Below are 21,809 nucleotides of genomic sequence, written 5' to 3'. Positions count from 1 at the left end.
GGGCGCCGGCCGCTGTGGTGGGGGGGGGGCCGCCCCCCCCCCCGCCCGCGGGCCCCCCCCCCCGGGGGGGGGGCCGGCCCCCCCCGCGACGATCAGGTCACCTGATCGTGGCCCCGTCGTTCAGTGGGCGTGGCCGTGGCCGTGCGAGTGGCCGTGGGTGTGGTGCCCGGCCCCGGCCTCCTCCTCCTGCGGCGCCTCGACGACCGCGGAGTCGGTGGTGAGGACCATCGCCGCGATGGAGGCGGCGTTGCCCAGCGCGGCCTTGGTGACCTTGACCGGGTCGATGACGCCCTGGGCGGCCAGGTCGCCGTACTCGCCGGTGGCGGCGTTGAAGCCGGTGCCGACGCCGGCCTCGCGGACCTTGCTCACCACGACGCGGCCCTCGAAGCCGGCGTTCTCGGCGATGCGGACCAGCGGGGCGTCCAGCGCGAGCCGGACGGCGCGGGCGCCGGTCAGCTCGTCACCGGACAGGTCGAGCGCGTCGATCGCCGCGGCGGCGTGCACGAGCGCGGAGCCGCCACCGGGGACGACGCCCTCCTCCACGGCGGCGCGGGTGGCGGCGATGGCGTCCTCGATCCGGTGCTTCTTCTCCTTCATCTCGACCTCGGTGGCCGCGCCGACGCGGATGACGCCGATGCCGCCGGCCAGCTTCGCGAGCCGCTCCTGCAGCTTCTCGCGGTCCCAGTCGGAGTCGGTGGCCTCGATCTCGCGGCGGATCTGCGCCACCCGGTCGGAGATGGCCTCGCCGGTGCCACCGCCGTCGACGATGGTCGTGTCGTCCTTGGTGACGACGACGCGGCGGGCGGTGCCGAGCACCTCGGGGCCGACCGAGTCGAGCTTCAGGCCGACGTCCTCGCTGACGACCTGGCCGCCGGTGACGATGGCCAGGTCGGTCATGAACGCCTTGCGCCGGTCGCCGAAGTACGGCGACTTCACCGCGACGACCTTGATGGTCTTGCGGATGGAGTTGACGACGAGGGTGGACAGCGCCTCGCCCTCGACGTCCTCGGCGACGATCAGCAGCGGGCGCCCGCCGGAGGAGAGCACCTTCTCCAGCAGCGGCAGCAGGTCGGCCAGCGCGCTGACCTTGCCCTGCACGAGGAGGACGAGCGCGTCCTCGAGGACGGCCTCCATCGCCTCGGTGTCGGTGACGAAGTACGGCGACAGGTAGCCCTTGTCGAACTGCACGCCCTCGGTCACGTCGAGCTCGGTGGAGAGGGTGTTGCTCTCCTCGACGGTGATGACGCCGTCCTTGCCGACCTTCTGCATCGCCTCGCCGATCAGGTCGCCGACCTCGGCGTCCTGGGCGGAGACGGTGGCGACGCCGGCGATGGCGTCCTGCTCCTCGACCGGGATCGCGACCTCGTCGAGCGCCTTGTGCACGGCGTCGACGGCGGCGCGCATGCCGCGGCCCAGGCCCATCGGGTTGGCGCCGGCGGCCACGTTGCGCATGCCCTCGTGGACCAGCGCCTGCGCCAGCACGGTCGCGGTGGTGGTGCCGTCACCGGCGACGTCGTTGGTCTTGGTGGCGACGTTCTTGGCCAGCTGCGCGCCGAGGTTCTCGTACGGGTCCTCGAGCTCCACCTCGCGGGCGATGGTCACGCCGTCGTTGGTGATGGTCGGGGCGCCGAACTTCTTGTCGAGGACGACGTTGCGCCCGCGCGGGCCCAGCGTCACCTTGACCGCGTCGGCGAGCTTGTCGACGCCGCGCTCCAGGGAGCGGCGGGCGTCCTCGTTGAACTTGATGATCTTGGCCATGGGCCGACTCCTCGATCAGGTCTGTCTGGGGTGGGACGACGACCGCCCCGGGACCCGGTGTCTCGGGTCGCCGGGGCGGTCGAAGGACCCCGTCCTCCTCACCCCTCGCGAACTCGGGGGGAGCCTCTGGACGGGGCCGGCGTCGCTGGGGTTCGGTGGTCCGGTTACTTCTCGACGACGGCGAGCAGGTCGCGCGCGGACAGGACGAGGTAGTCCTCGCCGCCGTACCGGACCTCGGTGCCGCCGTACTTCGAGTAGATGACCACGTCGCCGACGTTGACGTCGAGCGGGACGCGATTGCCGTTGTCGTCGACGCGACCCGGGCCCACGGCGATGACCGTGCCCTCCTGCGGCTTCTCCTTGGCGGTGTCCGGGATGACCAGACCGGAGGCGGTGGTGGTCTCGGCCTCGTTGGCCTGGACCACGACGCGGTCCTCCAGCGGCTTGATGTTGACCTTGGTAGCGGTCGTCACGTCGGTGACGCCCCCTTCGGGATCGACGGTCGGGTGGCTGATGCTGTGGCACGGACCTGCACACCTGCCGTCGCGGGGGTCAGGCGGCTGCCGTGTCGTTGGCACTCTACCCATGAGAGTGCCAGCCCCTCAACCGGGTCCCCCGACGGTGTCGCGGACCGGTGCGTCACGCTGTCGGCGTGCCAGCCCAGCCCCCGGAGGACGGTCCCGGCGGAGCCCTCGGGCAGCTCCGTCTCCTGCGGACGCCGGAGGGCGCGGCGGCCACCGCGCGGGCCGCGCAGCTGCAGGCCGCGGGGGTCGACCTGCTGCCCGGGCTGGACCGGCTGCGCGCCGAGGCCGGGCCCGGGCTCGCCGGTCCGGCGTGGGAGCTCGCCCGGCTGCGGGCCCGCGCCCGCCCGGTGTTCGGCGCCGACGCCGACCGGCTGTTCCTGACCGCCGACACGCTGGAGCAGGCCGGCCGCCCGGAGCTCGCCGCGCGGCGTGCCGCCCGGCTGCTGGCCGGCGGGGCCGGCGGGGCCGGCGGGGACGGCGCCGCCTCGGCCGTCGACCTCGGCTGCGCGTCGGGCACCGACACGGTCGCCCTCGCCCGGGCCGGCGCCGGCGCCGGCGTGCTCGCCGTCGACGTCGACCCGCTCGCCCGGGAGCTGACCGCCGCCAACGCCGAGGCGCTCGGGGTCGCCGACCGGGTGGAGGTCGTCGCCGGGGACGCCGTCGACCTGGTGGCCGCGGCGCGCGGCGGCGAGGTGGCCGGGCGCGCGGCCGCCGTCCTCGACCCCGCGCGCCGGGCCGGCGGACGGCGGCAGCTGGACCCCGACCGCTGGTCGCCCCCGTGGCCGACCGTCGCCGACCTGCTCGACCGCGTGCCGCTGACCGTGGTGAAGGTGGCGCCGGGCCTCGACCACGAGCGGGTGCCCGCCGGCGTCGAGGCCGAGTGGGTGTCGGTGCGCGGCTCGATCGTCGAGGCGCTGCTGTGGGGGCGGGGGGTGTCGGCGGTGTGGCGGCGCGCGACCGTCGTCCGGGACGGCGCGGTGCACGAGCTGACCGCCGCCGCCGACCCGGGGCCGGCGACCGCCGGGCCGGTGCGCGGGTGGCTGCACGAGCCCGACCCGGCGGTCATCCGCTCCGGGCTGGTGTCGCTCGCGGCCGCCGACCTCGGGGCGACGCTGGTCGACCCGACGATCGCCTACCTGACCTCCGACGCGCCGGCGAGCTCCCCCTGGGTCACGTCGTACCGCGTCGACGAGGTGCTGCCGTTCAACCTCAAGAAGCTCAGGGCGCTGCTCCGCCGTCGCGGCGTCGGCCGGGTGACGGTGAAGAAGCGCGGGTCGGCGATCGAGCCGGAGCAGCTCGCGCGGCAGCTGCGCGGCCCGGGCGAGGGCTCCGCCGTCGTCGTCGTCACCCGCGTGGCCGGGCGACCCACCGCCCTCGTCTGCGCCCCCGTGTGAGCACTTCGCGCGCGAAAGCCCCTACGGGGTCACGACCTCGATGGGCAGCGAGCTGTCCGCGCCCAGGTCCGGGGACGACGGGGCGACGCCGGCCGCGACCAGGCGGGAACCCAGCGCGGCGACCATCGCCCCGTTGTCGGTGCACAGCCGCGGGCTCGGCACCCGCAGCACGATGCCGGCCGCCGCGCACCGCTGCTCGGCGAGCGCGCGCAGCCGCGAGTTCGCCGCCACGCCGCCGCCGAGCACCAGGTGGTCGACGCCGTGGTCGCGGCAGGCCCGCACCGCCTTGGCGGTGAGCACGTCGGCGACCGCCTCCTGGAACGACGCGGCGACGTCGGCGACCGGGACCGGCTCGCCGGCGCGCTGCCGGGCCTCCACCCAGCGGGCGACGGCGGTCTTCAGGCCGGAGAACGAGAAGTCGTAGGGCGCGTCCCGCGGACCGGTCAGGCCACGCGGGAAGTCGATGGCCGAACCGTCGCCCTCGCGCGCGGCCCCGTCGATCGGCGGCCCGCCCGGGAAGGGCATGCCGAGCACGCGGGCGACCTTGTCGAAGGCCTCGCCGGCGGCGTCGTCGACCGTCCGGCCGAGGGAGACCACCTCGCGCGACAGGTCGGGCACCAGCAGCAGCGAGCTGTGCCCGCCGGAGACGAGCAGCGCCAGCGAGGGCTCGGCCAGCTCGCCGTGCTGCAGCTCGTCCACGGCGACGTGCGCCGCGAGGTGGTTCACCCCGTACAGCGGCACGTCCAGCGCCAGCGCGTACGCCTTGGCCGCGGCCAGCCCCACCAGCAGCGCGCCGGTGAGCCCGGGGCCGGCGGTCACCGCGACCGCGTCGACGTCCGACGGGCTCACCCCGCCGTCGGCCAGCGCCCGGTGCACCGTCGGCACCATCGCCTCCAGGTGCGCCCGCGAGGCGATCTCCGGGACGACGCCGCCGAACCGCTCGTGCTCGGCCATCGACGTCGCCAGCGCGTCGGACAGCAGCGTGCGGCCGCGGACCAGCCCGACGCCGGTCTCGTCGCACGAGGTCTCGAACCCCAGTACCAGCGGCTCGTCAGCCACGGACCCTCTCCCGTCTCATCACGACCGCGTCGGTGTTGCTCGGCTGGTAGTAGCCGCGGCGCCGGCCGATCTCGGCGAACCCGCGGCGGCGGTACAGCCCCTGGGCGACCTCGTTGTCCGCCCGGACCTCGAGCAGCACCACGGGGCTGCGCCGGTCGGCCTCGGCGAGCAGCGCGTCGAGCAGCAGCGCGCCGATGCCCTCGCCCTGCCGCGCGCCGGCGACACCGATGGTGGCCACGTGCGCCTCGTCGTCGTAGGCGATGAGCCCGGCGTAGCCGACGACCCGCTCGTCACCGTCCGCGCCACCGACCGTGGCGACGAGGTAGTGGCGGGTGTCGGTGCGCGACAGCTCGTCGCGGTACATCGACACCGTCCAGGTGTCGGGGGCGAAGAGCTCCTCCTCGAGCTCCATCACCGCCGGCAGGTCGGCCAGCCGCATCGGCCGCAGCCGGACGTCGGTCATGCGGTGGTCACCGGCTTGAACGACGTCGGCGGGGTGGCGTCGGGCCGGCGCAGGTACAGCGGCACCAGGGGACCGGCGGACGACGGGTCGTCGAGCTGCGGCCCCGCCGCGCGCAGCAGCCCCGCCGTCGTCACCTCGGCGGGTGTCACGGGCGCCCCCAGCCGCTCGGCGAACGCCGGGTCGCCGGTGAGCGGCCCGGTCAGCCGCGCGGCCTCCGGGCGGACGACACCCGGGCCGTCCACCCGTGCGCCGGACGCGTCGTACGTGGCCCAGTAGACCTCCTTGCGCCGGGCGTCGGTGACCACGGTGCGGGCGCCGGAGCCGATCGCGTCCAGGGAGCAGACGCCGACCACCGGCAGCCCGCGGGCGTCGGCCAGGGCCGCCGCGGTGACCACCCCGACCCGCAGCCCGGTGAAGGGACCGGGGCCGAGACCGGTGACGACCGCCTCGACGTCGGCGAGCGCGAGCCCGGCGTCGGCGAGCACGCCCGCGATCGCCGGTGTGAGCAGCTCGGCGTGCCTCGTGCCGGAGGCGACGGCGCGCTCGGCGAGCACCTCGACCCCGCCGTCGGGCGACCGGCGGGCGAGGCCGGCCAGCAGGGTCGGCGTCGCGGTGTCGAGGGCCAGTACCAGCACGGAGAGCCAGGCTAGTTGGCCGCGCCCGACCGCCGGCGCCCGCTCCGGGCGGACCAGCGCAGCACGTCGACGTCCTCCCCCAGCACACGACGCAGCCGGGCCAGGTCCCGCCGCGAGGGATCGACGACGTGAGCCGTCCGCGCGCTCCGCAGCAGCGGCAGGTCCGAGGCGCTGTCGGAGTAGGCGTGGTCCACGGGCAGCTCCACCCCCGCTGCCCGCAGCGCCGTCAGCTTGCCCTCCCCGCGGGCGGGCACGGCCGCGCCCGGCAGGCCCCAGCGGCGGCGTGGCAGGCGCGAGGCGACCACCTCGACCCCGTCGAGCCCGATGGCCCGGCACACCTCCTCGGCCAGCGGGGTGGCGCACCCGGTGGCCACGACGACCCGGTCCCCGGCGTCCCGGTGCTCGCGCAGGCAGGCGAGCGCGGCGCCCGCCGCGCGGCCGCTGTCCGGACCCGCGTGCCGCGCCGCGAACTCGCGGGCCGCCCGGCCGAACGCCTCGTCGTCCAGTCCGACGGCGGCCACCCAGACCAGCCACCGCTCGGCGTGGGGCCGGAGCCGCGCCACCGGCATCGCCACGAGCCAGGCCGGCGCCGTGACCACCGCCGCGGCCAGGCGGAGCGGCTGCCGGGTGAGCAGGTGCCGGAGGAAGGCCCCGAAGGAGTCGCCGGCGACGAGGGTGCCGTCGAGGTCGAAGACGACGGTGCGGCGGCTCACCACGCCAGCCGCTGCTCCCAGCCGGGGCCGTGCGGCACGAGGACGGCGGTGCGCACGTCGTCGTCCCGGCGGTCCAGGCGCACCTCCAGGTGCTCGTCGGCGAGCTGCTCGACCAGCCCCTGCCCCCACTCGACGACCGTCACCGACTCGTCGGTGGACGCGTCGAGGTCGAGGTCGTCGACGTCGGCCACGCCACCCAGGCGGTAGGCGTCCACGTGCACCAGCGGCACCCGCCCGCCGCGGTGCACGCGGGCGATCACGAAGGTCGGCGAGGTGACCGGCTCGCGCACGCCGAGCGCGGCGCCCAGCCCCTGGGTGAGCGCGGTCTTGCCGGCGCCGAGCGGGCCGACCAGCACCACCAGGTCGCCGGCGCGGACCACCTCGGCCAGGGCCGCGCCCAGGGCGCGGGTGTCCTCCGCCGTGGGCAGCACGTGCTCGCGCCTCATGCCAGCACCCCGGCGATGGCGGTGAGGTCGGCGAGCAGCCCGGCCCGCGGCGCGCCGTTCGGGCCGAACCGGATCGCGGCGGAGGGGTGGTAGGTCGCCCAGACGGACCGGCCGTCGACCTCGTGCGGCCGGCCGCGCACCTGCGCCAGCACCGTGCGCGGGCCGAGGAACCACTTGGCACTGGACAGCCCCAGGGCGACGACGACCGGCGGGTCGAGCAGCTCCAGCTGGCGGCGCAGCCAGCCGCTGCAGCGGGCCACCTCGGGGCTCTTGGGCGTGCGGTTGCCCGGCGGGCGGCACTTCACCACGTTGAGCACCGCGGCCTGCCCGCGGTCCAGCCCGGCCTCGGCGAGCAGCTGGTCCAGCAGCGCGCCGCTCCTCCCGACGAACGGCCGGCCGGTCTCGTCCTCGTTCGCGCCGGGCGCCTCGCCGACGATCGCGAACCGTGGCCGGCCGGACGCCGGGACGTCCCCGACGACGACGTGCTGCCGGCTGCCGGCGAGCTCCGGACAGGCCACGCAGGGACGGGCCGCGGCGGCGAGCGCCGCCCAGTCGGCGGCCGCGGCGGCCGTCCGGGCGACCTCCTCAGCCGCGGCGTCGAACCGGGGCGGACGGGGGGCTGCCACGAGCCCGACCCTACGACGCGGCCCGGCACGGCGCGGACCGCCGGAGCTGCCGTTGGTCCCTGTCCCCCGCCGCGGCGTCGTGCCACGGTTCCCCGTACCGGACCGGAGGGGAGGACGCCGTGACCGCGGTCCCCGGGCTCGACGTGTACGAGGCGGCCTGGCTGGCGGGCGGCGTCCCCCGGGTCGTGGAGACGGCGGTGGCGAGGCTCCTCGAGGACGGCCGGGTCCGGGCCTCCGGCGGCCTGCTGGCCACCGTCGACGCGACCCGGACCTCCCCGGTCGAGGGTGCGGTCCTCGACGCGGTCGGCACCCGCGGGCACCGGCCGCTGGACACCGTGGCGTGGCGCGCGGCCGCCGACGACCGGGTGCGGGCGATCGGGCGTGGCCTGGCCGACCGCGGGCTGCTGCGCCCCTCCTCCCGGTGGCGCCGGGCCGGTGTCCGGCCGACCCGGGCCGGCCGGGAGCTCCTGCGCCGTGCGGCCGCCGTCGCCCCGGCGGACGGCGACGCGACCGCGTGGTGCGTGGCGCTGCACGGTCCCGGGCGGCTGCCCGACCCGGCCCTGCGCCGTGCCCTGACCGAGCGCCCGCCCGCCCCGGCGTCGGTGCCGGAGCCGGACGTGCGCGCCCTGCGGGAGCACCGCCGGGCGCTCACCACGGAGCCGCCCGAGGCGCTCGCCTGGCGGACGGTCCCCACCGACGGCGGCGCCCCTTGACGGACCTCAGGCGCTGGCGGCGGTCCGCTCCGCGCTCACCCGCCGGATCAGCGCGGTCAGCGCCGCGGTGACCTCGGCCGGCTTCTCCAGCGGCACCATGTGCCCGGCGTCGGGGACCACGACGTGCTCCACCAGGTCCGCGTCGTCCCCGCCCAGGAGCTCGACCAGCTTCTCGCTGTGCTCCGGCGGGATGAGGGTGTCGCTGTCGCCGGTCAGGACCAGGGTCGGGACGGCGCGCAGCGGCTCCAGCGCGCCGGTCTCGTCCAGGCCGGCCAGCGCCGGGTAGAACTCCGCGATCACGTCGACCGGCGTGCCGGCGATCATCGCGTCGACGTAGCGGCCCAGCGCCGGGTCGACGTCCCGCGACGCGAAGGACAGCGACCAGGTCGCCGCCGAGACGATCGACGCGGCCAGCCGGCGGGTCCGCTCGGCGAGGCCGGGACGGCGGCGCATCGTCCACGCCGCGACCGGGATGACCGCGGCGCGGACGCGGGTGAAGAACTCGGGCAGCCCGAAGGAGAGCTCGGACAGGTTCCCGCTGGAGGTCGACAGCAGCGCGGCGCCCACCACCCGGTCCCCGAACAGCTCCGGGTGCACCTCGGCCAGCGCCATGACGGTCATCCCGCCCATGGAGTGCCCGACCAGGACCACCGGCCCGCGCGGCACCCGCGCCCGCAGCACCGCCGCCAGGTCGCGCCCGAGCTGCTCCATCGTCGAGTGCTCGGCCGGGCCCCGGCCGGAGGAGCCGTGCCCGCGCTGGTCGTAGAAGACCAGCCGCGCCTTCGGGCGGGACCCGTTGGCGGTGGCCAGCTCCGCACCCAGGGACCGGCGCTGGAAGGTCCAGGAGTTCATCGACAGCGTGTAGCCGTGCACGAAGACGACGGTCAGCGGCGCGTCCAGGGGGCCGACCTCCTCGACCGCGAGCAGCACGCCGTCGTCGGCCTGCACGAGCGCGGTGCGGTCGGCGTGCCGTGAGACCTGGCCGAGCGGGTCCTCCTCGCGCAGCTCGGCGTCGCTGGCCCCGGCGGGCAGCCCGGCGGCCGAGCCGACCCGCTCGGCGTCGACCCGGCGGGCGGCGTGCCGGTGGACGACGACGCCGACCGCGGTGCCGGCGGCGGCCAGGCCGGCCACGCCGGCGACGACGCCCGCGGTGGAGTGGGGACCGTGGGCCCGCTTCCGCGCGCTCATCGGACCGTCCCCGCCGTGCCGACGTAGCGGCGGGCGAACCGGCCGCCGATCCGCGCGACCAGCTCGTAGTGGATGGTGTCGACGGCGTCGGCCCACTGCTGCGCGGTGGGCTCGCCGTCGGTGCCCGGCCCCCAGAGCACGACGCGGTCGCCGGCGCGGACCGGGTCGTCGCCGACGTCGAGCACGAACTGGTCCATGCACACCCGGCCGGCGATCGGCCGCTGGGCGCCCGCGGCGAGCACCGGCGCGCGGTTGCCCGCCGCCCGGGGGATGCCGTCGGCGTAGCCCGCGGGCACGATCGCCAGCGTCGTCTCGCCGGCCGTCGTGTAGGTGTGCCCGTACGAGACGCCGGCGCCGGCGGGCACCCGCTTGGTGAGCAGGACCCGCGCCTGCACGGTCATCGCCGGGCGCAGCCCGTACGCGGCCGGGTCGCCGCCCAGCGGGTCCAGGCCGTAGACGGCGACGCCGGGGCGGACCATGTCGTACCAGGTCTCCGGCAGCGCCACGGTGGCCGCGGAGTTGGCCAGGTGGCGGCGGGCGTCGCGCAGGCCGGCGTCCCGGGCGACGGAGACGGCCTCCTCGAACACCGCCTTCTGCAGCCCGATCGTGGGGTGGGTGGGCGCGTCGGCGTAGGCCAGGTGGCTCCAGAGGCCGACCACCTCGACCTCGCCGCCGGCCCGGGCCCGCGCCGCGGCGGCGACCACGGCCGGCCACTCGTCGGGCGTCGCCCCGCCGCGGGACAGGCCGGTGTCGACCTTGAGGTGCAGCCGCGCCGGGCGGCCCGCGGCCCGGGCCGCCTCGACGACCTCCTCGACGCCCCACGTGGCGTTGACCGACACCTCGACGTCGGCGGCCAGCGCGGCGGCGAGGTCCTCCCCGGGCGCGTTGAGCCAGGCGAGCAGCGGGGCGGTGACCCCGGCGGCGCGCAGCGCGAGCGCCTCCTCGACCACGGCCACGCCCAGGGCGTCGGCGCCGCCGGCCAGCGCCGCCCGCGCGGACGGGACCAGGCCGTGGCCGTAGCCGTCGGCCTTGACCACCGCCATGAGCGGCCGGCCCACGCGCTCGCGGAGGGCCGCGGTGTTGGCGGCGATGGCGTCGAGGTCGACGACCACCTCGGCGCGGGTGGGTGCACTGCTCACCCGGTCAGTCTCCCAGGTCGGCGTCCCCGCCCCGGTGCAGCCGGGCGAGTGTCCCGGGCAGCCGGCGGACCAGGTCACCGGCGACCAGCGGCCCGTCCGCGGCGGCCAGCTGCGCCGCGCGGCCGTGCACGTGCGCGGCGACGGCGGCCGCCTCGGCCGGGGGCAGGCCCGTGGCGAGCAGCGCGCCGGCGATCCCGGAGAGCACGTCGCCGGTGCCCGCGGTGGCCAGCCACGGCGTCCCGGTGCCGTTGACGTACGCCTGCCCGTCGGGGGCGGCGACCACCGTGGCGGCGCCCTTCAGCAGCACCACCGCGCCGAGGTCGGCCGCGAGCCGGCGGGCCGCGCCGATCCGGTCGCTGCCGACGTCCTCCCCGAACCGGGCGTACTCGCGGTCGTGCGGGGTCAGCACCGTGGGTGCGTCCCGGTCGCGGACCAGGCCGGGACGGCGGGCGGCCAGCGTCAGCGCGTCGGCGTCGAGCAGCACCGGCAGGTCGGTGGCCAGCACCTCGGCGACGACGTCGGCCGCGGCGTCGTCCGTGCCCGTCCCGGGGCCGACCACCCAGGCCTGCACCCGGCCGGCGTCGGACGGCCGGCCCTCGGTGACGATCGCCTCCGGCCACGCGGCGCGCACCCCGGCGGCCGCGGTGCCGGCGTAGCGCACCAGGCCCGGCCGGGTGCGCAGCGCGGCGCCCGTGCACAGCACGGCGGCGCCCGGGTAGGTCGGCGAGCCGGCCACGACGCCGACCACCCCGCGGGAGTACTTGTCGTCGTCGTCGGTGGGCGGGTCGAGCCGCGCGGCGGCGTCGTCGTCGGTCAGCCGCACCGCCCGTGGGCGGGGCAGCGTGCCGCGGAGCCCGATGTCGACCAGGTGCACCTGCCCGGCGTGCTGGCGGCCCTCCCCCACGACCAGGCCGGCCTTGACCGCGCCGAAGGTCACGGTGTGCTGGGCGGGGAACGCCGCGCCGTCCACGGCGCCGGTGTCCGGATGGACCCCGCTGGGCAGGTCGACGGCGACCATCAGGCCCGGCCCGGCCGCCGCCTCGGCCACCAGCCGGGCCGCGGCCGGGCGCAGCCCGCCGCGGCCGCCGATGCCCACGATGCCGTCGAGCACCAGGTCGGCGCGGTCCAGGCCGGTGGCGCCGTCCGGCCCGGTGACCCGTCCGCCGGCGCGGCGCAGCGCGGCGAGGCCGGCGGCGTGCGCGCGGGCGGGGTCGAGCAGCACCGCGATCACCCGCACGCCGCGGCCGGCCAGGTGCGCGCCGGCGAACAGCGCGTCTCCGCCGTTGTCGCCGGCCCCGACCAGCGCGGTGACCCGGGTGCCGTGCGCGCGGCCGAGCAGCCGCAGGCAGACGGTGGCCAGCCCGGTCGCGGCCCGCTGCATCAGGGCGCCCTCGGGCCCCGCGGCCAGCAGCGGCGCCTCGGCGGCGCGCACCTCGCCGGCGGTGAACAGCCCGATCACGGCTGCTCCTCGCGCGGGATGCCCTCGGCCAGCACGAACGCCGAGGCGATCCCGCCGTCGTGGCTCAGCGACAGGTGCCAGGTGGTGACGCCCAGCTGGTGGGCCCGCCGGGCGACCGTGCCCTGGACGACGAGGTGCGGCCGGCCGGAGTCCCCGACCGTGACCTCGGCGTCGTGCCAGCGCAGGTCCCCGGGTGCCCCGAGCGCCTTGGCCAGCGCCTCCTTCGCCGCGAACCGCGCCGCCAGCGACTCACCGGTGCGCGGCCGGCCCGAGGGCGTGCGCTGCTCCTCGGCGGTGAACAGCCGGTCGCGCAGACCGGGGGTGCGCTCCAGCGAGGCGGCGAAGCGGTCGACGGGGACGACGTCGATGCCGATCCCGATGATCACGGGACGAGTCTGCCCCGGCCAGACCGCGGGCGCGGCCTCAGGACCGGTCGCCCAGCTGCTCGAGGAAGGCGTCGACGGCGGTGGTGAAGTCGTCGTTGTCGTCGCCGGCCACCATGTGCCCGGCCTCGGCGACGTCGACCACGCGGGCGGTGGGGACGGCGGCGAGGAACTCGGCGATCCCCTCGTCGTCGACCACGTCGGACCGGCCGCCGCGCACGACGAGCACCGGCACGGTGACGGCGCGGGCGAGGTCGAGCAGCGGCTCGGGCCGGACGCCGGGGCGCGGCTCGTCGTCGGGGACGATCTGCATCATCGCCGGGTCCCAGTGCCAGTACCAGCGGCCGTCCTCGCGCCGGCGCACGTTCTTCTTCAGGCCCTCGGGGTTCACCCGCCGCGGCCGCCGGGTGTAGGCGGCGACCGCGTCGGCGACCTGGTCGAGGTCGTCGAACCCGTCGAGGTGGGCGCGCATGAACTCGCCGATCCGCCTCACGCCCTCCGGCGCCGTCCGCGGCACGATGTCGACCAGCACCAGCGCGCGGGCCGCGCCGGGGTCGCGGCCGGCCACCGTGAGCGAGGTGAGCCCGCCGAGGCTGGCGCCCACCAGGACGACGCCGCCGCCCATCTGCCGCACCACGTGCGCGATGTCGCCGGCGTAGCGGTCCATGCCGTAGGTGCCGTCGGGCGACCAGTCGCTGTCGCCGTGCCCGCGCAGGTCCAGCGTCGTCGTCGTCCAGCCGCGCGCGGCCAGCTCCCGGGCCGCCCCGCCCCACGAGTGCCGGGTCTGCCCGCCACCGTGCAGGAACAGCACCTGGCCGCGGTCGCCGCCGGACCACCGGTCGCCGCGGAGCACGACGTCCCCGCAGTCGTGGGAGACCGTCTCCGGCGCCTCGATCGTCGTCACCCGTCGGAGAGTAGGGACCCTCCTGCCCCCCACCACTCGCAGGCTCGCGTGGGCCCCTGCAGGAGGGCCGGGATCGCTACTCGACGGTGACGGACTTCGCGAGGTTGCGCGGCTGGTCGACGTCGTAGCCGCGGGTGTCGGCGATCTCGCAGGCCAGCACCTGCAGCGGCACCGTCGTCACCACCGGCGCCATCAGCGTCGGGGTGCGCGGGACCCGGATCACGTGGTCGGCGTAGGGGACGACGTCCTCGTCGCCCTCCTCCGCGATCACGATGGTGCGCGCCCCGCGGGCCCGGACCTCCTGGATGTTGGAGACCACCTTGCCGTGGACCGACTCCCGCGCCCGCGGCGACGGGACGACCACGACCACGGGCGTGCCCTCGTCGATCAGCGCGATCGGGCCGTGCTTGAGCTCGCCGGCGGCGAATCCCTCGGCGTGGATGTAGGCCAGCTCCTTGAGCTTGAGCGCGCCCTCCAGCGCCACCGGGTAGGCGACGTGCCGGCCCAGGAACAGGATCGTGTCCGCCGACGCCAGGGACCGGCCCAGCTCGCGCACCGGCTCCATCTGCAGGAGCACCTCGTCCACGGCCTCGGGCAGCCGGCGCAGGTCCTCGACGATCTGGGCGACCTCGTCGGCGTACTTGATGCCCCGGATCTGGGCGAGGAAGAGCCCGACGAGGTAGCAGGCGACGATCTGCGCCAGGAAGCTCTTGGTCGAGGCGACCGCGATCTCGGGCCCGGCGTGGGTGTACAGGACGGCGTCGGACTCCCGCGGGATCGTCGAGCCGTTGACGTTGCAGATGGCCAGCACCCGGGCCTTCTGCTCCTTGGCGTGCCGCAGGGCCATGAGGGTGTCCATCGTCTCGCCGGACTGGCTGATGACGACGACGAGCGTGGAGCGGTCCAGCACCGGGTCGCGGTAGCGGAACTCGCTGGCCACCTCGACCTCGACCGGGATGCGGGTCCAGTGCTCGATGGCGTACTTCGCGATGAGCCCGGCGTGGTACGAGGTGCCGCAGGAGACGACGAACACCTTGTCGATGTCGCGCAGTTCCTGGTCGGAGAGGCGGACCTCGTCGAGCACCAGCTCGCCGCCGTCGCCGATCCGGCCGAGCAGGGTGTCGGCGACCGCCTGCGGCTGCTCGGCGATCTCCTTGAGCATGAACCACTCGTGGCCGCCCTTCTCGGCGGCGGCGGCGTCCCAGTCGACGGTGTAGGCGGTGGGCTCGACGACGGTGCCGGCGAAGTCGGTGACGGTCAGCCCCCGCTCGCGGTGGATCTCGACGACCTGGTCCTGGCCGAGCTCGCGGGCGTCGCGGGTGTGCGCGATGAAGGCGGCGACGTCGGAGCCGAGGAAGAACTCCCCGTCCCCGATGCCCACCACGAGCGGGCTGTTGCGCCGCGCGGCGACGAGGGTGTCGGGCTCGTCGGCGTGCGTGGCCACGAGGGTGAAGGCGCCCTCGAGCCGGCGGCACACGACGCGCATGGCCTCGGCGAGGCGGTCCGGGCCGGCCGGCAGCTCGTCGTAGGCGGCGGCCAGCAGGTGCGCGGCCACCTCGGTGTCGGTGTCGGAGCCGAACTCGGTGCCGCGCTGCTCGATCTCGGTCCGCAGCACGGCGAAGTTCTCGATGATGCCGTTGTGGATCACCGCCACCCGGCCGTCGGCGGACAGGTGGGGGTGGGCGTTGCGGTCGGTCGGGCCGCCGTGGGTGGCCCAGCGGGTGTGCCCGATGCCGATGGTCGACGCCGGCAGCGGCGCGTCGGCCAGGACCTTCTCGAGGTTGGCGAGCTTGCCGGCCTTCTTCGCCGTGGCCAGCGCACCGCTGCCGCCGTCGCCGACCCGGACCGCCACTCCCGCGGAGTCGTAGCCCCGGTACTCCAGCCGCCGCAGGCCCTCGAGGACGACGTCCAGGGCGTCCTGCGGACCGACGTAACCCACGATGCCGCACATTCGACCGAGGGTACCGGCGCGGAGCGGCCGGGCCGCGGACCCGTGGGGTGACCCTCGCCCCGACGAGGGGGCTCAGGACACCGCGGCGACGACCTCCGCGAGCCGGTGGGCGACGTCGTCGGCCTGCTCCTGGGTGGGCGCCTCGACCATGACCCGGACCAGCTGCTCGGTGCCCGAGGGGCGCAGCAGCACGCGGCCGTCGTCGCCCAGCTCGGCCTCCACGGCGTTCACCGCGTCGGCCACGGCCTCGCTCTCGACCACGGCGATGCGGTCGCGCACCGGCACGTTGACCAGCACCTGCGGCAGCCGCTCGACCACGGAGGCCAGCTCGGCCAGCGACGCGCCCGTCGTCCGCATGCGCCCGAGCAGCGACAGGCCGGTGAGCAGGCCGTCGCCGGTGGTGGCGTGGTCGAGGAAGACGAGGTGGCCGCTCTGCTCGCCGCCGAGGCTGAGCCCCCCGCGGCGCAGCGCCTCGAGCACGTACCGGTCGCCCACGGCGGTGGTCTGCACCGAGATGCCGGCGCGACGCATCGTGTGGTGGAAGCCGAGGTTGCTCATGACGGTGGCGACGACGGTGTCCTCGCGCAGCGCGCCGCGCTCCTTCAGGCCGAGGGCGCAGACGGCGAGGATCGCGTCGCCGTCGACGGGGTCGCCGGTCGCGGAGACGGCCAGGCAGCGGTCGGCGTCCCCGTCGTGGGCGATGCCGAGGTCGGCGCCGTGCGCCCGGACGGCCTCGGTGAGCGGGCCCAGGTGGGTGGAGCCGATGCCGTCGTTGATGTTCCAGCCGTCGGGGTCGCCGCCGATCACGTGGACGGTGGCGCCGGCGCGGCGGTAGACGTCGGGCCCGACGCCCGCCGCGGCGCCGTGCGCGCAGTCGACGACGAGGCTCAGCCCGGCCAGCGGCTGGTCGACCGTGCCCAGCAGGTGCTCGGCGTAGCGGGCGCCGCCGTCGGTCAGGTCCCGCACGCGGCCGATCCCTGCCCCGGTGGGCCGGTGGCCGTCGGTGCGGCGGCGCTGCGTGGTGACGGTGTGCTCGATGGCCGCCTCGACGGCGTCGGGGAGCTTGTGCCCACCGCGGCTGAACAGCTTGATGCCGTTGTCGGGCATCGGGTTGTGGCTCGCGGAGATCATGACGCCGAGGTCGGCGCCGGTGTCCGCGGTCAGGTACGCGACGGCGGGCGTGGGCAGCACGCCCACGCGCAGCACCTCGGCGCCCGCGCTCGAGAGGCCGGCCACGACCGCGGCCTCGAGCATCTCCCCGCTCGCGCGGGGGTCGCGCCCGACGACCGCGACGGGACGCGTGGTCCCGTCGCGGTCGGCGAGCACTCCTGCGGCGGCCCGTGCGACCGCCAGGGCCAACTCCGGCGTGAGGTCGTCGTTGGCCCGACCCCGGACGCCGTCGGTCCCGAAGAGTCTCCCCCCCATGGAATCGACGCCGCGCGGGTCAGCGCTTGCTGTACTGGGGCGCCTTGCGGGCCTTCTTGAGGCCGTACTTCTTGCGCTCCTTCACCCGCGCGTCGCGGGTGAGGAAGCCGGCCTTCTTGAGGGCCGGCCGGTCCTCGGCCTCGACCTCGATGAGCGCACGGGCGATCGCCAGGCGCAGCGCGCCGGCCTGCCCGGTGACGCCGCCGCCCTTGAGCAGGCCGACGACGTCGTACTGCTCGGCCTTGTCCAGCGTCACGAAGGGCTCACGGATGAGCTGCTGGTGCACCTTGTTCGGGAAGTACTCCTCGAGGGTGCGGCCGTTGAGCTTGAACTGGCCGGTGCCGGGCAGCAGCCGCACGCGGACCACGGCCTCCTTGCGCCGGCCGACGGTCTGGACCGGACGCCCCTCGGCGTCGGTCACGGTCAGCGAGCTGGTCACTGGGCCACCTGCTTGATCTCGTAGGTCTGGGGCTGCTGCGCGGCGTGCGGGTGCTCCGGCCCGGCGTACACCTTCAGCTTCTTGATCATCTGACGGCCCAGGCTGTTGTGCGGCAGCATGCCCTTCACCGCGCGCTCGATGACGCGGTCGGGGTGCGTGCGCAGCTGGTCGCCGACCGGGATGGCCTTGAGGCCGCCCGGGTAGCCGGAGTGGCGGTAGGCCATCTTCTCGTCCCGCTTCGAGCCGGTGAGGGCCACCTTGCCGGCGTTCACGATGACGACGAAGTCACCGACGTCGACGTGCGGGGCGAACTGGGGCTTGTGCTTGCCGCGGAGCAGGATCGCCGTCTGGCTGGCCAGTCGACCGAGCACCACGTCGGTGGCGTCGATGACGTGCCAGGTCCGGGCGACCTCGCCGGGCTTGGGGGTGTACGTGCGCACGGCGCTCGTGTCCTCCGTCGATCGTCGGGGTGGCTGGTGGGATCGCCTCACCGAACACGGGAGACGTCGCGGCGCGCGCGCACCAGCCGGCGGCCGCGCACCAGCCGACGACGATACCAGTCGAAGGACCCCGTCCTCCTCCCCCCTCGCGAGCTCGGGACGAGCCTCGGGACGGGGCCGGCGCGACGAGAGGCGAGGCGAGGGGGGAAGGGTGGTCCTCCTTCAGTCGTCGATCAGGTCCCGCTGGGCCGGGAGCAGCTCGTTCATCCGCGCGTAGTCGTCGGGAGCGGCCAGGCCGCCGACGTCGACGCTGGCCAGGAAGGTCCGGAAGCCGACGTAGCAGCGCTGGTAGAACGAGCCGCCGCCGGTGTCGAAGACGAAGCAGGGGGCCTCGGGGATGGCCGGCAGCACGAACGGCGTGCCGCCGAAGGCCGTCGTCTCCAGCTCCCGGAAGCCGTTGTAGACGGCGTTGGTCTGCTCCACCGTGCCGAAGCGGTACACGGCGACGGCGTACAGCGTCTCGCCCTCGTCGGACTGCTTGGCGTAGAAGCCGGAGAACCCGTTGCTGCCGAGCAGCTGCCGCTCGCGGGCCGGGTCGATCGCGATCCGCAGGTAGCCCTCGAAGTCGTAGGGGCCGGAGAAGTCGTTGAAGTCCCCCGGCGGGTCCAGCGTCATCGCCTGCAGGCCGTCGGGGTCGGTCGGCAGGGAGGGGACGTCGGCCTGCGGCGTGGGCGAGAAGCCCTGCAGCAGGGTCACCTGGTCGCCCAGCACCCGCGTGATGTCGTCGCCGGCGGCGGCCGCGAGGCCCTGGTGCCAGACGTAGGCGACCATCCGGCCGACCGGCACGAACGCCTGCACGGTGGCCCGGTCGCCCTCCTGCAGCAGCAGCGCGCCGCCGTCGGTCTCCACCGGCACGACCTCGAACCCGTCGATCGCCTGGGCCTCGACCAGCTCGTTCGCCGCGCGGGTGGCGGACTCCGGGTCGGACAGCTCCATGGCCAGCGTGATCGTGGCGAACTCGCCGTCCACCGTCTGGTTGCACTGGCCCCAGGCGGTGACGAAGCCGTAGTCCTCGAGGATCGGTGCCGCGGTGCCCGCCGTGAAGTAGCCCGTCTCCAGCCCGTCGGCCGAGGTGGCCGGTCCCGAGGGGAAGCAGGTCTCCGTGCGGTCCGGGAAGCTGGTCTGCACCAGCGCGGTGACCGAGGCGATGCGGTGGGCCTCCAGCAGGAGACCCACGCCCCGCGCCGGCGGCGGGGTGACGTCGACCGGCGGCTCGCTCGGCTCGGTGGTCGAGGGCGCGCTCGTCGTGGGTGGCGCGGAGGGCGTGGCGTCGTCCGCGGGGCTCGCGGTGCCGTCGACGGTGCTGGTGCACCCGGCCAGCGCGGTCAGCAGGACCAGCCCGGCCGCCCGGGCGCGCCACCCGCCGGTCACGGCGTGACCTGGCGCAGCCGCCCGGTGGCGACGTCGTACACGGTGCCGCGGACCTCCTTGGACAGCAGGTACGGGCTCTCCTGCAGCAGGCGGATGGAGGTCCGCACGTCCTCGTCGACGTCGGTGAAGGTGCGCGCCGGCCACGGCGGGCGGTGCCCGGTGGCCTGCTCGACGAGGTCGGCGAACGCCGCGTCGTCGATCTTCTGCAGCCCGCAGTCGGTGTGGTGCACCAGGACGATCTCGCGGGTGCCGAGCACGTGCTGGGAGATCGTCAGCGAGCGGATGGTGTCCTCGGTGATCACGCCACCCGCGTTGCGGATCACGTGCGCGTCACCGACGGCCAGCCCCAGCAGCGGGAACAGCGGCATCCGGGAGTCCATGCACGCCACGACGGCCACCTTGCGCGCAGGGGCGACGGGCAGGGCGCCGACGAAGGTCTCCGCCCACCGCTCGTTCGCCGCCAGCATCCCCTCGAACTCGGCCATCCACCGTCTCCTCTCGCGTCTGCCCAGGGCGGATAGAGGCTAGCGGCGGCGCGTCGGCCAGGATGGCGGGGTGCGCACCGTCGAGGAACACCGGGACGTCGTCGCCGGCCTGCTGGCCCCGATGCCGGCCGAGCGGGTCCCGCTCGCCGAGGCCCACGGCCGGGTGCTCGCCGAGGACGTCGCGGCGCTCGTGGCGCTGCCGGGCTTCGACAACTCCGCGATGGACGGCTACGCGGCCCGCGCCGCCGAGCTGTCGCCGCTGCCCGTGCGGATGCCGGTGGCCGACGACGTCCCGGCCGGGCGCACCGACGTCCGCCCCCTCGCGCCGGGCACCGTGCAGCGCATCATGACCGGCGCGCCGCTGCCGGCCGGCGCCGACGTGGTCGTGCCCGTGGAGCTGACCGACGGCCGCACCGACACCGTGGAGATCCGCGACCGGCCCGCCGCCGGCACGCACCTGCGCCGGGCCGGGGAGGACATCGCCGCGGGCACCGTCGCGCTGCCGGCGGGCACCCCGCTCGGCGCCGCGCAGCTCGGCCTGGCCGCCGCGGTCGGGCACCGGGACCTGCCGGTGACCCGGCGGCCGCGGGTGCTGGTGCTCTCCACCGGCAGCGAGCTCGTGGAGCCGGGCGCCGACCTCCTGCCGGGGCAGATCTACGAGTCCAACTCCGCGCTGCTGGCCGCCGCCGTGCACGACGCGGGCGGCACCGCGCGGACGCTGCACTTCGTGCCCGACGACGTCGACCAGTTCCTCGCCACCGTGCGCGCCGAGCTGGCCACCGCCGACCTGCTGGTCACCAGCGGCGGGGTGAGCGCCGGCGCCTACGAGGTGGTCAAGGACGCCTTCGCCGGGCTGGGCACCGTCGAGTTCGTCAAGGTGGGCATGCAGCCCGGCGGCCCCCAGGGCGCGGGCACGGTGGACGGCGTCCCGGTCGTGACGCTGCCCGGCAACCCGGTGAGCTCGTTCGTCTCCTTCGAGGTCTTCGTGCGCCCGGCGCTGCGCCGGTCCCTCGGGCACGCCACCCCCGACCGGCTGCGCGCCCCCGCGACGCTCACCGACCCGCTGCGGTCGCCGCCGGGGCGCCGCCAGTTCCTGCGCGGCCGCTACGACGGCGGGCGGGTCTCCCAGGTCGGCGGCCCCGGCTCGCACCTGGTGGCGCACCTGGCCCGCGCCAACTGCCTGGTCGTCGTCCCCGAGGACGTCACCGAACTGCCCGCCGGCGCCTCCGTGGACGTCGTGCTGATCGAGGGAGCGCTGCAATGAGCGAACAGCGGCTGACGCACGTCGACGAGTCCGGCGCGGCCCGCATGGTCGACGTCTCGGCCAAGGCGGTCACCGCCCGCGAGGCGACCGCGGCCGGCCGGGTGCTGGTCAGCCCCGAGGTGGTCGCACTGCTGCGCGGCGAGGGCGTGCCCAAGGGCGACGCCGTGGCCGTGGCCCGGATCGCCGGCATCGCCGGGGCCAAGCGGACACCGGACCTGGTCCCGCTGTGCCACCCGATCGCCCTGCACGGGGTCACGGTCGAGCTCGAGGTCACCGACGACGCCGTGGAGATCACCGCCACCGCCCGCACCGCCGACCGCACCGGCGTGGAGATGGAGGCGCTGACCTCGGTGGCCGTCGCCGGGCTGACGATGATCGACATGGTCAAGGCGGTCGACCCGCGGGCGTCGATCACCGACGTGCGGCTGCTGGCCAAGTCCGGCGGCAAGAGCGGCGAGTGGCGCCGGTGACCGTCCCGGAGGGGGCCCGCGCGGTCGTCGTCACCGCGTCCAACCGTGCGTCGGCCGGGGTCTACCCCGACCGCAGCGGGCAGGCGCTCGCCGACGGGCTGCGCGCGCTCGGCTTCGCGGTCGGCGAGCCCGTGGTGCTGCCCGACGACCGGGCGGCGCTCGCCGCTGCCCTGCGCGCGGCGGTCGCGTCGGGGGCCGACGTCGTCCTCACCACCGGCGGTACGGGCCTGTCCCCCACCGATGTCACGCCGGAGGCGACCCGCGACGTGCTCGAGCGGGAGGCGCCGGGCATCGCCGACGCCGTCCGCCGGTACGGGGCCCCGCAGGTGCCGACCGCGGTGCTGTCGCGCGGGCTGGCCGGGACGGCGGGGCGGACGCTGATCGTCAACCTGCCCGGCTCGACCGGCGGTGTGCGCGACGGCCTCGCCGTCCTCGGGCCGCTGCTCCCCCACGTCGTGAGCCAGCTCCGCGGCGGCGACCACTAGTGGAGTGCAGGAGCG

The 21,809-nt window shown here is 76.2% G+C and carries 24 protein-coding genes; 5 read left to right on the top strand and 19 right to left on the bottom strand.

What is annotated here, in order from left to right:
- Positions 1–120 precede the first annotated feature (120 nt).
- Both groL and groES read right to left on the bottom strand, forming a co-directional pair.
- Positions 121–1,758 carry a chaperonin GroEL gene (gene groL, locus ACI8AX_RS05760; protein ID WP_456548824.1) on the bottom strand — a complete coding sequence of 546 codons (1,638 nt, stop codon included), beginning with the start codon at positions 1,756–1,758 and terminating at the stop codon, positions 121–123.
- A gap of 164 nt (positions 1,759–1,922) precedes the next feature.
- Entirely contained in the window at positions 1,923–2,231 is a 309-nt protein-coding gene (gene groES / locus ACI8AX_RS05755; protein WP_014742799.1) for a co-chaperone GroES, read from the bottom strand.
- A gap of 179 nt (positions 2,232–2,410) precedes the next feature.
- Between groES and ACI8AX_RS05750 the strand changes: the two genes are divergently transcribed.
- Positions 2,411–3,676, top strand: a complete 1,266-nt coding sequence (locus tag ACI8AX_RS05750; RefSeq protein ID WP_456548823.1) for a class I SAM-dependent methyltransferase — start codon at positions 2,411–2,413, stop codon at positions 3,674–3,676.
- Positions 3,677–3,697: 21 nt separating this feature from the next.
- Here ACI8AX_RS05750 and tsaD read toward each other — a convergent pair whose 3' ends face one another.
- Genes tsaD through ACI8AX_RS05720 form a run of 6 tightly spaced genes read right to left on the bottom strand, consistent with a single transcriptional unit; the run spans position 3,698 to position 7,618 of the window.
- Positions 3,698–4,735, bottom strand: coding sequence for a tRNA (adenosine(37)-N6)-threonylcarbamoyltransferase complex transferase subunit TsaD (tsaD, locus tag ACI8AX_RS05745; protein WP_456548822.1), 1,038 nt, complete (start codon positions 4,733–4,735; stop codon positions 3,698–3,700).
- A complete protein-coding gene (gene rimI, locus ACI8AX_RS05740) occupies positions 4,728–5,198 on the bottom strand; it encodes a ribosomal protein S18-alanine N-acetyltransferase (protein WP_456548821.1) in 471 nt (156 codons plus the stop codon). Before rimI ends, tsaD begins: the two co-directional genes overlap by 8 nt.
- Positions 5,195–5,833 carry a tRNA (adenosine(37)-N6)-threonylcarbamoyltransferase complex dimerization subunit type 1 TsaB gene (gene tsaB, locus ACI8AX_RS05735; protein ID WP_456548820.1) on the bottom strand — a complete coding sequence of 213 codons (639 nt, stop codon included), beginning with the start codon at positions 5,831–5,833 and terminating at the stop codon, positions 5,195–5,197. Before tsaB ends, rimI begins: the two co-directional genes overlap by 4 nt.
- A gap of 11 nt (positions 5,834–5,844) precedes the next feature.
- Complete coding sequence (locus ACI8AX_RS05730; protein ID WP_456548819.1) at positions 5,845–6,546, bottom strand: HAD-IB family phosphatase; 702 nt, start codon at positions 6,544–6,546, stop codon at positions 5,845–5,847.
- Positions 6,543–6,992: a tRNA (adenosine(37)-N6)-threonylcarbamoyltransferase complex ATPase subunit type 1 TsaE gene (gene tsaE, locus ACI8AX_RS05725; protein ID WP_456548818.1), complete on the bottom strand. Its 450-nt coding sequence runs from the start codon at positions 6,990–6,992 to the stop codon at positions 6,543–6,545. Before tsaE ends, ACI8AX_RS05730 begins: the two co-directional genes overlap by 4 nt.
- Complete coding sequence (locus ACI8AX_RS05720; RefSeq protein ID WP_456548817.1) at positions 6,989–7,618, bottom strand: uracil-DNA glycosylase; 630 nt, start codon at positions 7,616–7,618, stop codon at positions 6,989–6,991. Before ACI8AX_RS05720 ends, tsaE begins: the two co-directional genes overlap by 4 nt.
- A gap of 119 nt (positions 7,619–7,737) precedes the next feature.
- On the opposite strand from ACI8AX_RS05720, the gene ACI8AX_RS05715 reads away from it, so the two are divergent.
- Entirely contained in the window at positions 7,738–8,331 is a 594-nt protein-coding gene (locus ACI8AX_RS05715; protein ID WP_456548816.1) for a TIGR04222 domain-containing membrane protein, read from the top strand.
- A gap of 6 nt (positions 8,332–8,337) precedes the next feature.
- Here the strand turns inward: ACI8AX_RS05715 and ACI8AX_RS05710 are convergent, their stop codons facing one another.
- The 11 genes from ACI8AX_RS05710 to ACI8AX_RS05660 all read right to left on the bottom strand — a co-directional run bounded on the left by ACI8AX_RS05710 (position 8,338) and on the right by ACI8AX_RS05660 (position 19,575).
- Complete coding sequence (locus ACI8AX_RS05710) at positions 8,338–9,519, bottom strand: alpha/beta fold hydrolase (RefSeq protein WP_456548815.1); 1,182 nt, start codon at positions 9,517–9,519, stop codon at positions 8,338–8,340.
- Positions 9,516–10,658 (bottom strand): alanine racemase, encoded by a 1,143-nt coding sequence (gene alr, locus ACI8AX_RS05705; RefSeq protein WP_456548814.1) that lies wholly within the window; start codon positions 10,656–10,658, stop codon positions 9,516–9,518. The genes ACI8AX_RS05710 and alr overlap by 4 nt, the downstream gene beginning before the upstream one ends.
- 4 nt (positions 10,659–10,662) lie before the next feature.
- The gene (locus ACI8AX_RS05700; protein WP_456548813.1) at positions 10,663–12,117 is read right to left on the bottom strand and encodes an NAD(P)H-hydrate dehydratase; all 1,455 of its coding nucleotides are present in this window, start codon (positions 12,115–12,117) and stop codon (positions 10,663–10,665) included.
- Entirely contained in the window at positions 12,114–12,503 is a 390-nt protein-coding gene (locus tag ACI8AX_RS05695) for a holo-ACP synthase (protein ID WP_456548812.1), read from the bottom strand. The genes ACI8AX_RS05700 and ACI8AX_RS05695 overlap by 4 nt, the downstream gene beginning before the upstream one ends.
- 37 nt (positions 12,504–12,540) lie before the next feature.
- Positions 12,541–13,404 carry an alpha/beta fold hydrolase gene (locus tag ACI8AX_RS05690; RefSeq protein ID WP_456548811.1) on the bottom strand — a complete coding sequence of 288 codons (864 nt, stop codon included), beginning with the start codon at positions 13,402–13,404 and terminating at the stop codon, positions 12,541–12,543.
- A 76-nt stretch (positions 13,405–13,480) separates the two neighbouring features.
- On the bottom strand, positions 13,481–15,355 hold the full coding sequence (glmS, locus tag ACI8AX_RS05685; protein ID WP_456548810.1) for a glutamine--fructose-6-phosphate transaminase (isomerizing): 1,875 nt from the start codon (positions 15,353–15,355) through the stop codon (positions 13,481–13,483).
- A 72-nt stretch (positions 15,356–15,427) separates the two neighbouring features.
- Positions 15,428–16,780 carry a phosphoglucosamine mutase gene (gene glmM, locus ACI8AX_RS05680; protein ID WP_456548809.1) on the bottom strand — a complete coding sequence of 451 codons (1,353 nt, stop codon included), beginning with the start codon at positions 16,778–16,780 and terminating at the stop codon, positions 15,428–15,430.
- A gap of 19 nt (positions 16,781–16,799) precedes the next feature.
- A complete protein-coding gene (gene rpsI / locus ACI8AX_RS05675) occupies positions 16,800–17,219 on the bottom strand; it encodes a 30S ribosomal protein S9 (RefSeq protein ID WP_456548808.1) in 420 nt (139 codons plus the stop codon).
- Positions 17,216–17,659 (bottom strand): 50S ribosomal protein L13, encoded by a 444-nt coding sequence (rplM, locus tag ACI8AX_RS05670; RefSeq protein WP_456548807.1) that lies wholly within the window; start codon positions 17,657–17,659, stop codon positions 17,216–17,218. The genes rpsI and rplM overlap by 4 nt, the downstream gene beginning before the upstream one ends.
- 222 nt (positions 17,660–17,881) lie before the next feature.
- Complete coding sequence (locus ACI8AX_RS05665; protein ID WP_456548806.1) at positions 17,882–19,090, bottom strand: DUF7373 family lipoprotein; 1,209 nt, start codon at positions 19,088–19,090, stop codon at positions 17,882–17,884.
- The gene (locus ACI8AX_RS05660) at positions 19,087–19,575 is read right to left on the bottom strand and encodes a beta-class carbonic anhydrase (RefSeq protein ID WP_456548805.1); all 489 of its coding nucleotides are present in this window, start codon (positions 19,573–19,575) and stop codon (positions 19,087–19,089) included. Before ACI8AX_RS05660 ends, ACI8AX_RS05665 begins: the two co-directional genes overlap by 4 nt.
- Positions 19,576–19,645: 70 nt before the next feature.
- Between ACI8AX_RS05660 and moeA the strand changes: the two genes are divergently transcribed.
- Genes moeA through ACI8AX_RS05645 form a run of 3 tightly spaced genes read left to right on the top strand, consistent with a single transcriptional unit; the run spans position 19,646 to position 21,794 of the window.
- Positions 19,646–20,839 (top strand): molybdopterin molybdotransferase MoeA, encoded by a 1,194-nt coding sequence (gene moeA / locus ACI8AX_RS05655; RefSeq protein WP_456548804.1) that lies wholly within the window; start codon positions 19,646–19,648, stop codon positions 20,837–20,839.
- Positions 20,836–21,309, top strand: coding sequence for a cyclic pyranopterin monophosphate synthase MoaC (moaC, locus tag ACI8AX_RS05650; protein ID WP_456548803.1), 474 nt, complete (start codon positions 20,836–20,838; stop codon positions 21,307–21,309). Before moeA ends, moaC begins: the two co-directional genes overlap by 4 nt.
- Positions 21,306–21,794, top strand: a complete 489-nt coding sequence (locus ACI8AX_RS05645; RefSeq protein ID WP_456548802.1) for a MogA/MoaB family molybdenum cofactor biosynthesis protein — start codon at positions 21,306–21,308, stop codon at positions 21,792–21,794. Before moaC ends, ACI8AX_RS05645 begins: the two co-directional genes overlap by 4 nt.
- Positions 21,795–21,809 lie beyond the last annotated feature (15 nt).

It is taken from the genome of Blastococcus sp. SYSU D00813, from assembly GCF_054050735.1.
This window is presented reverse-complemented; position numbering and strand designations above follow the sequence as displayed.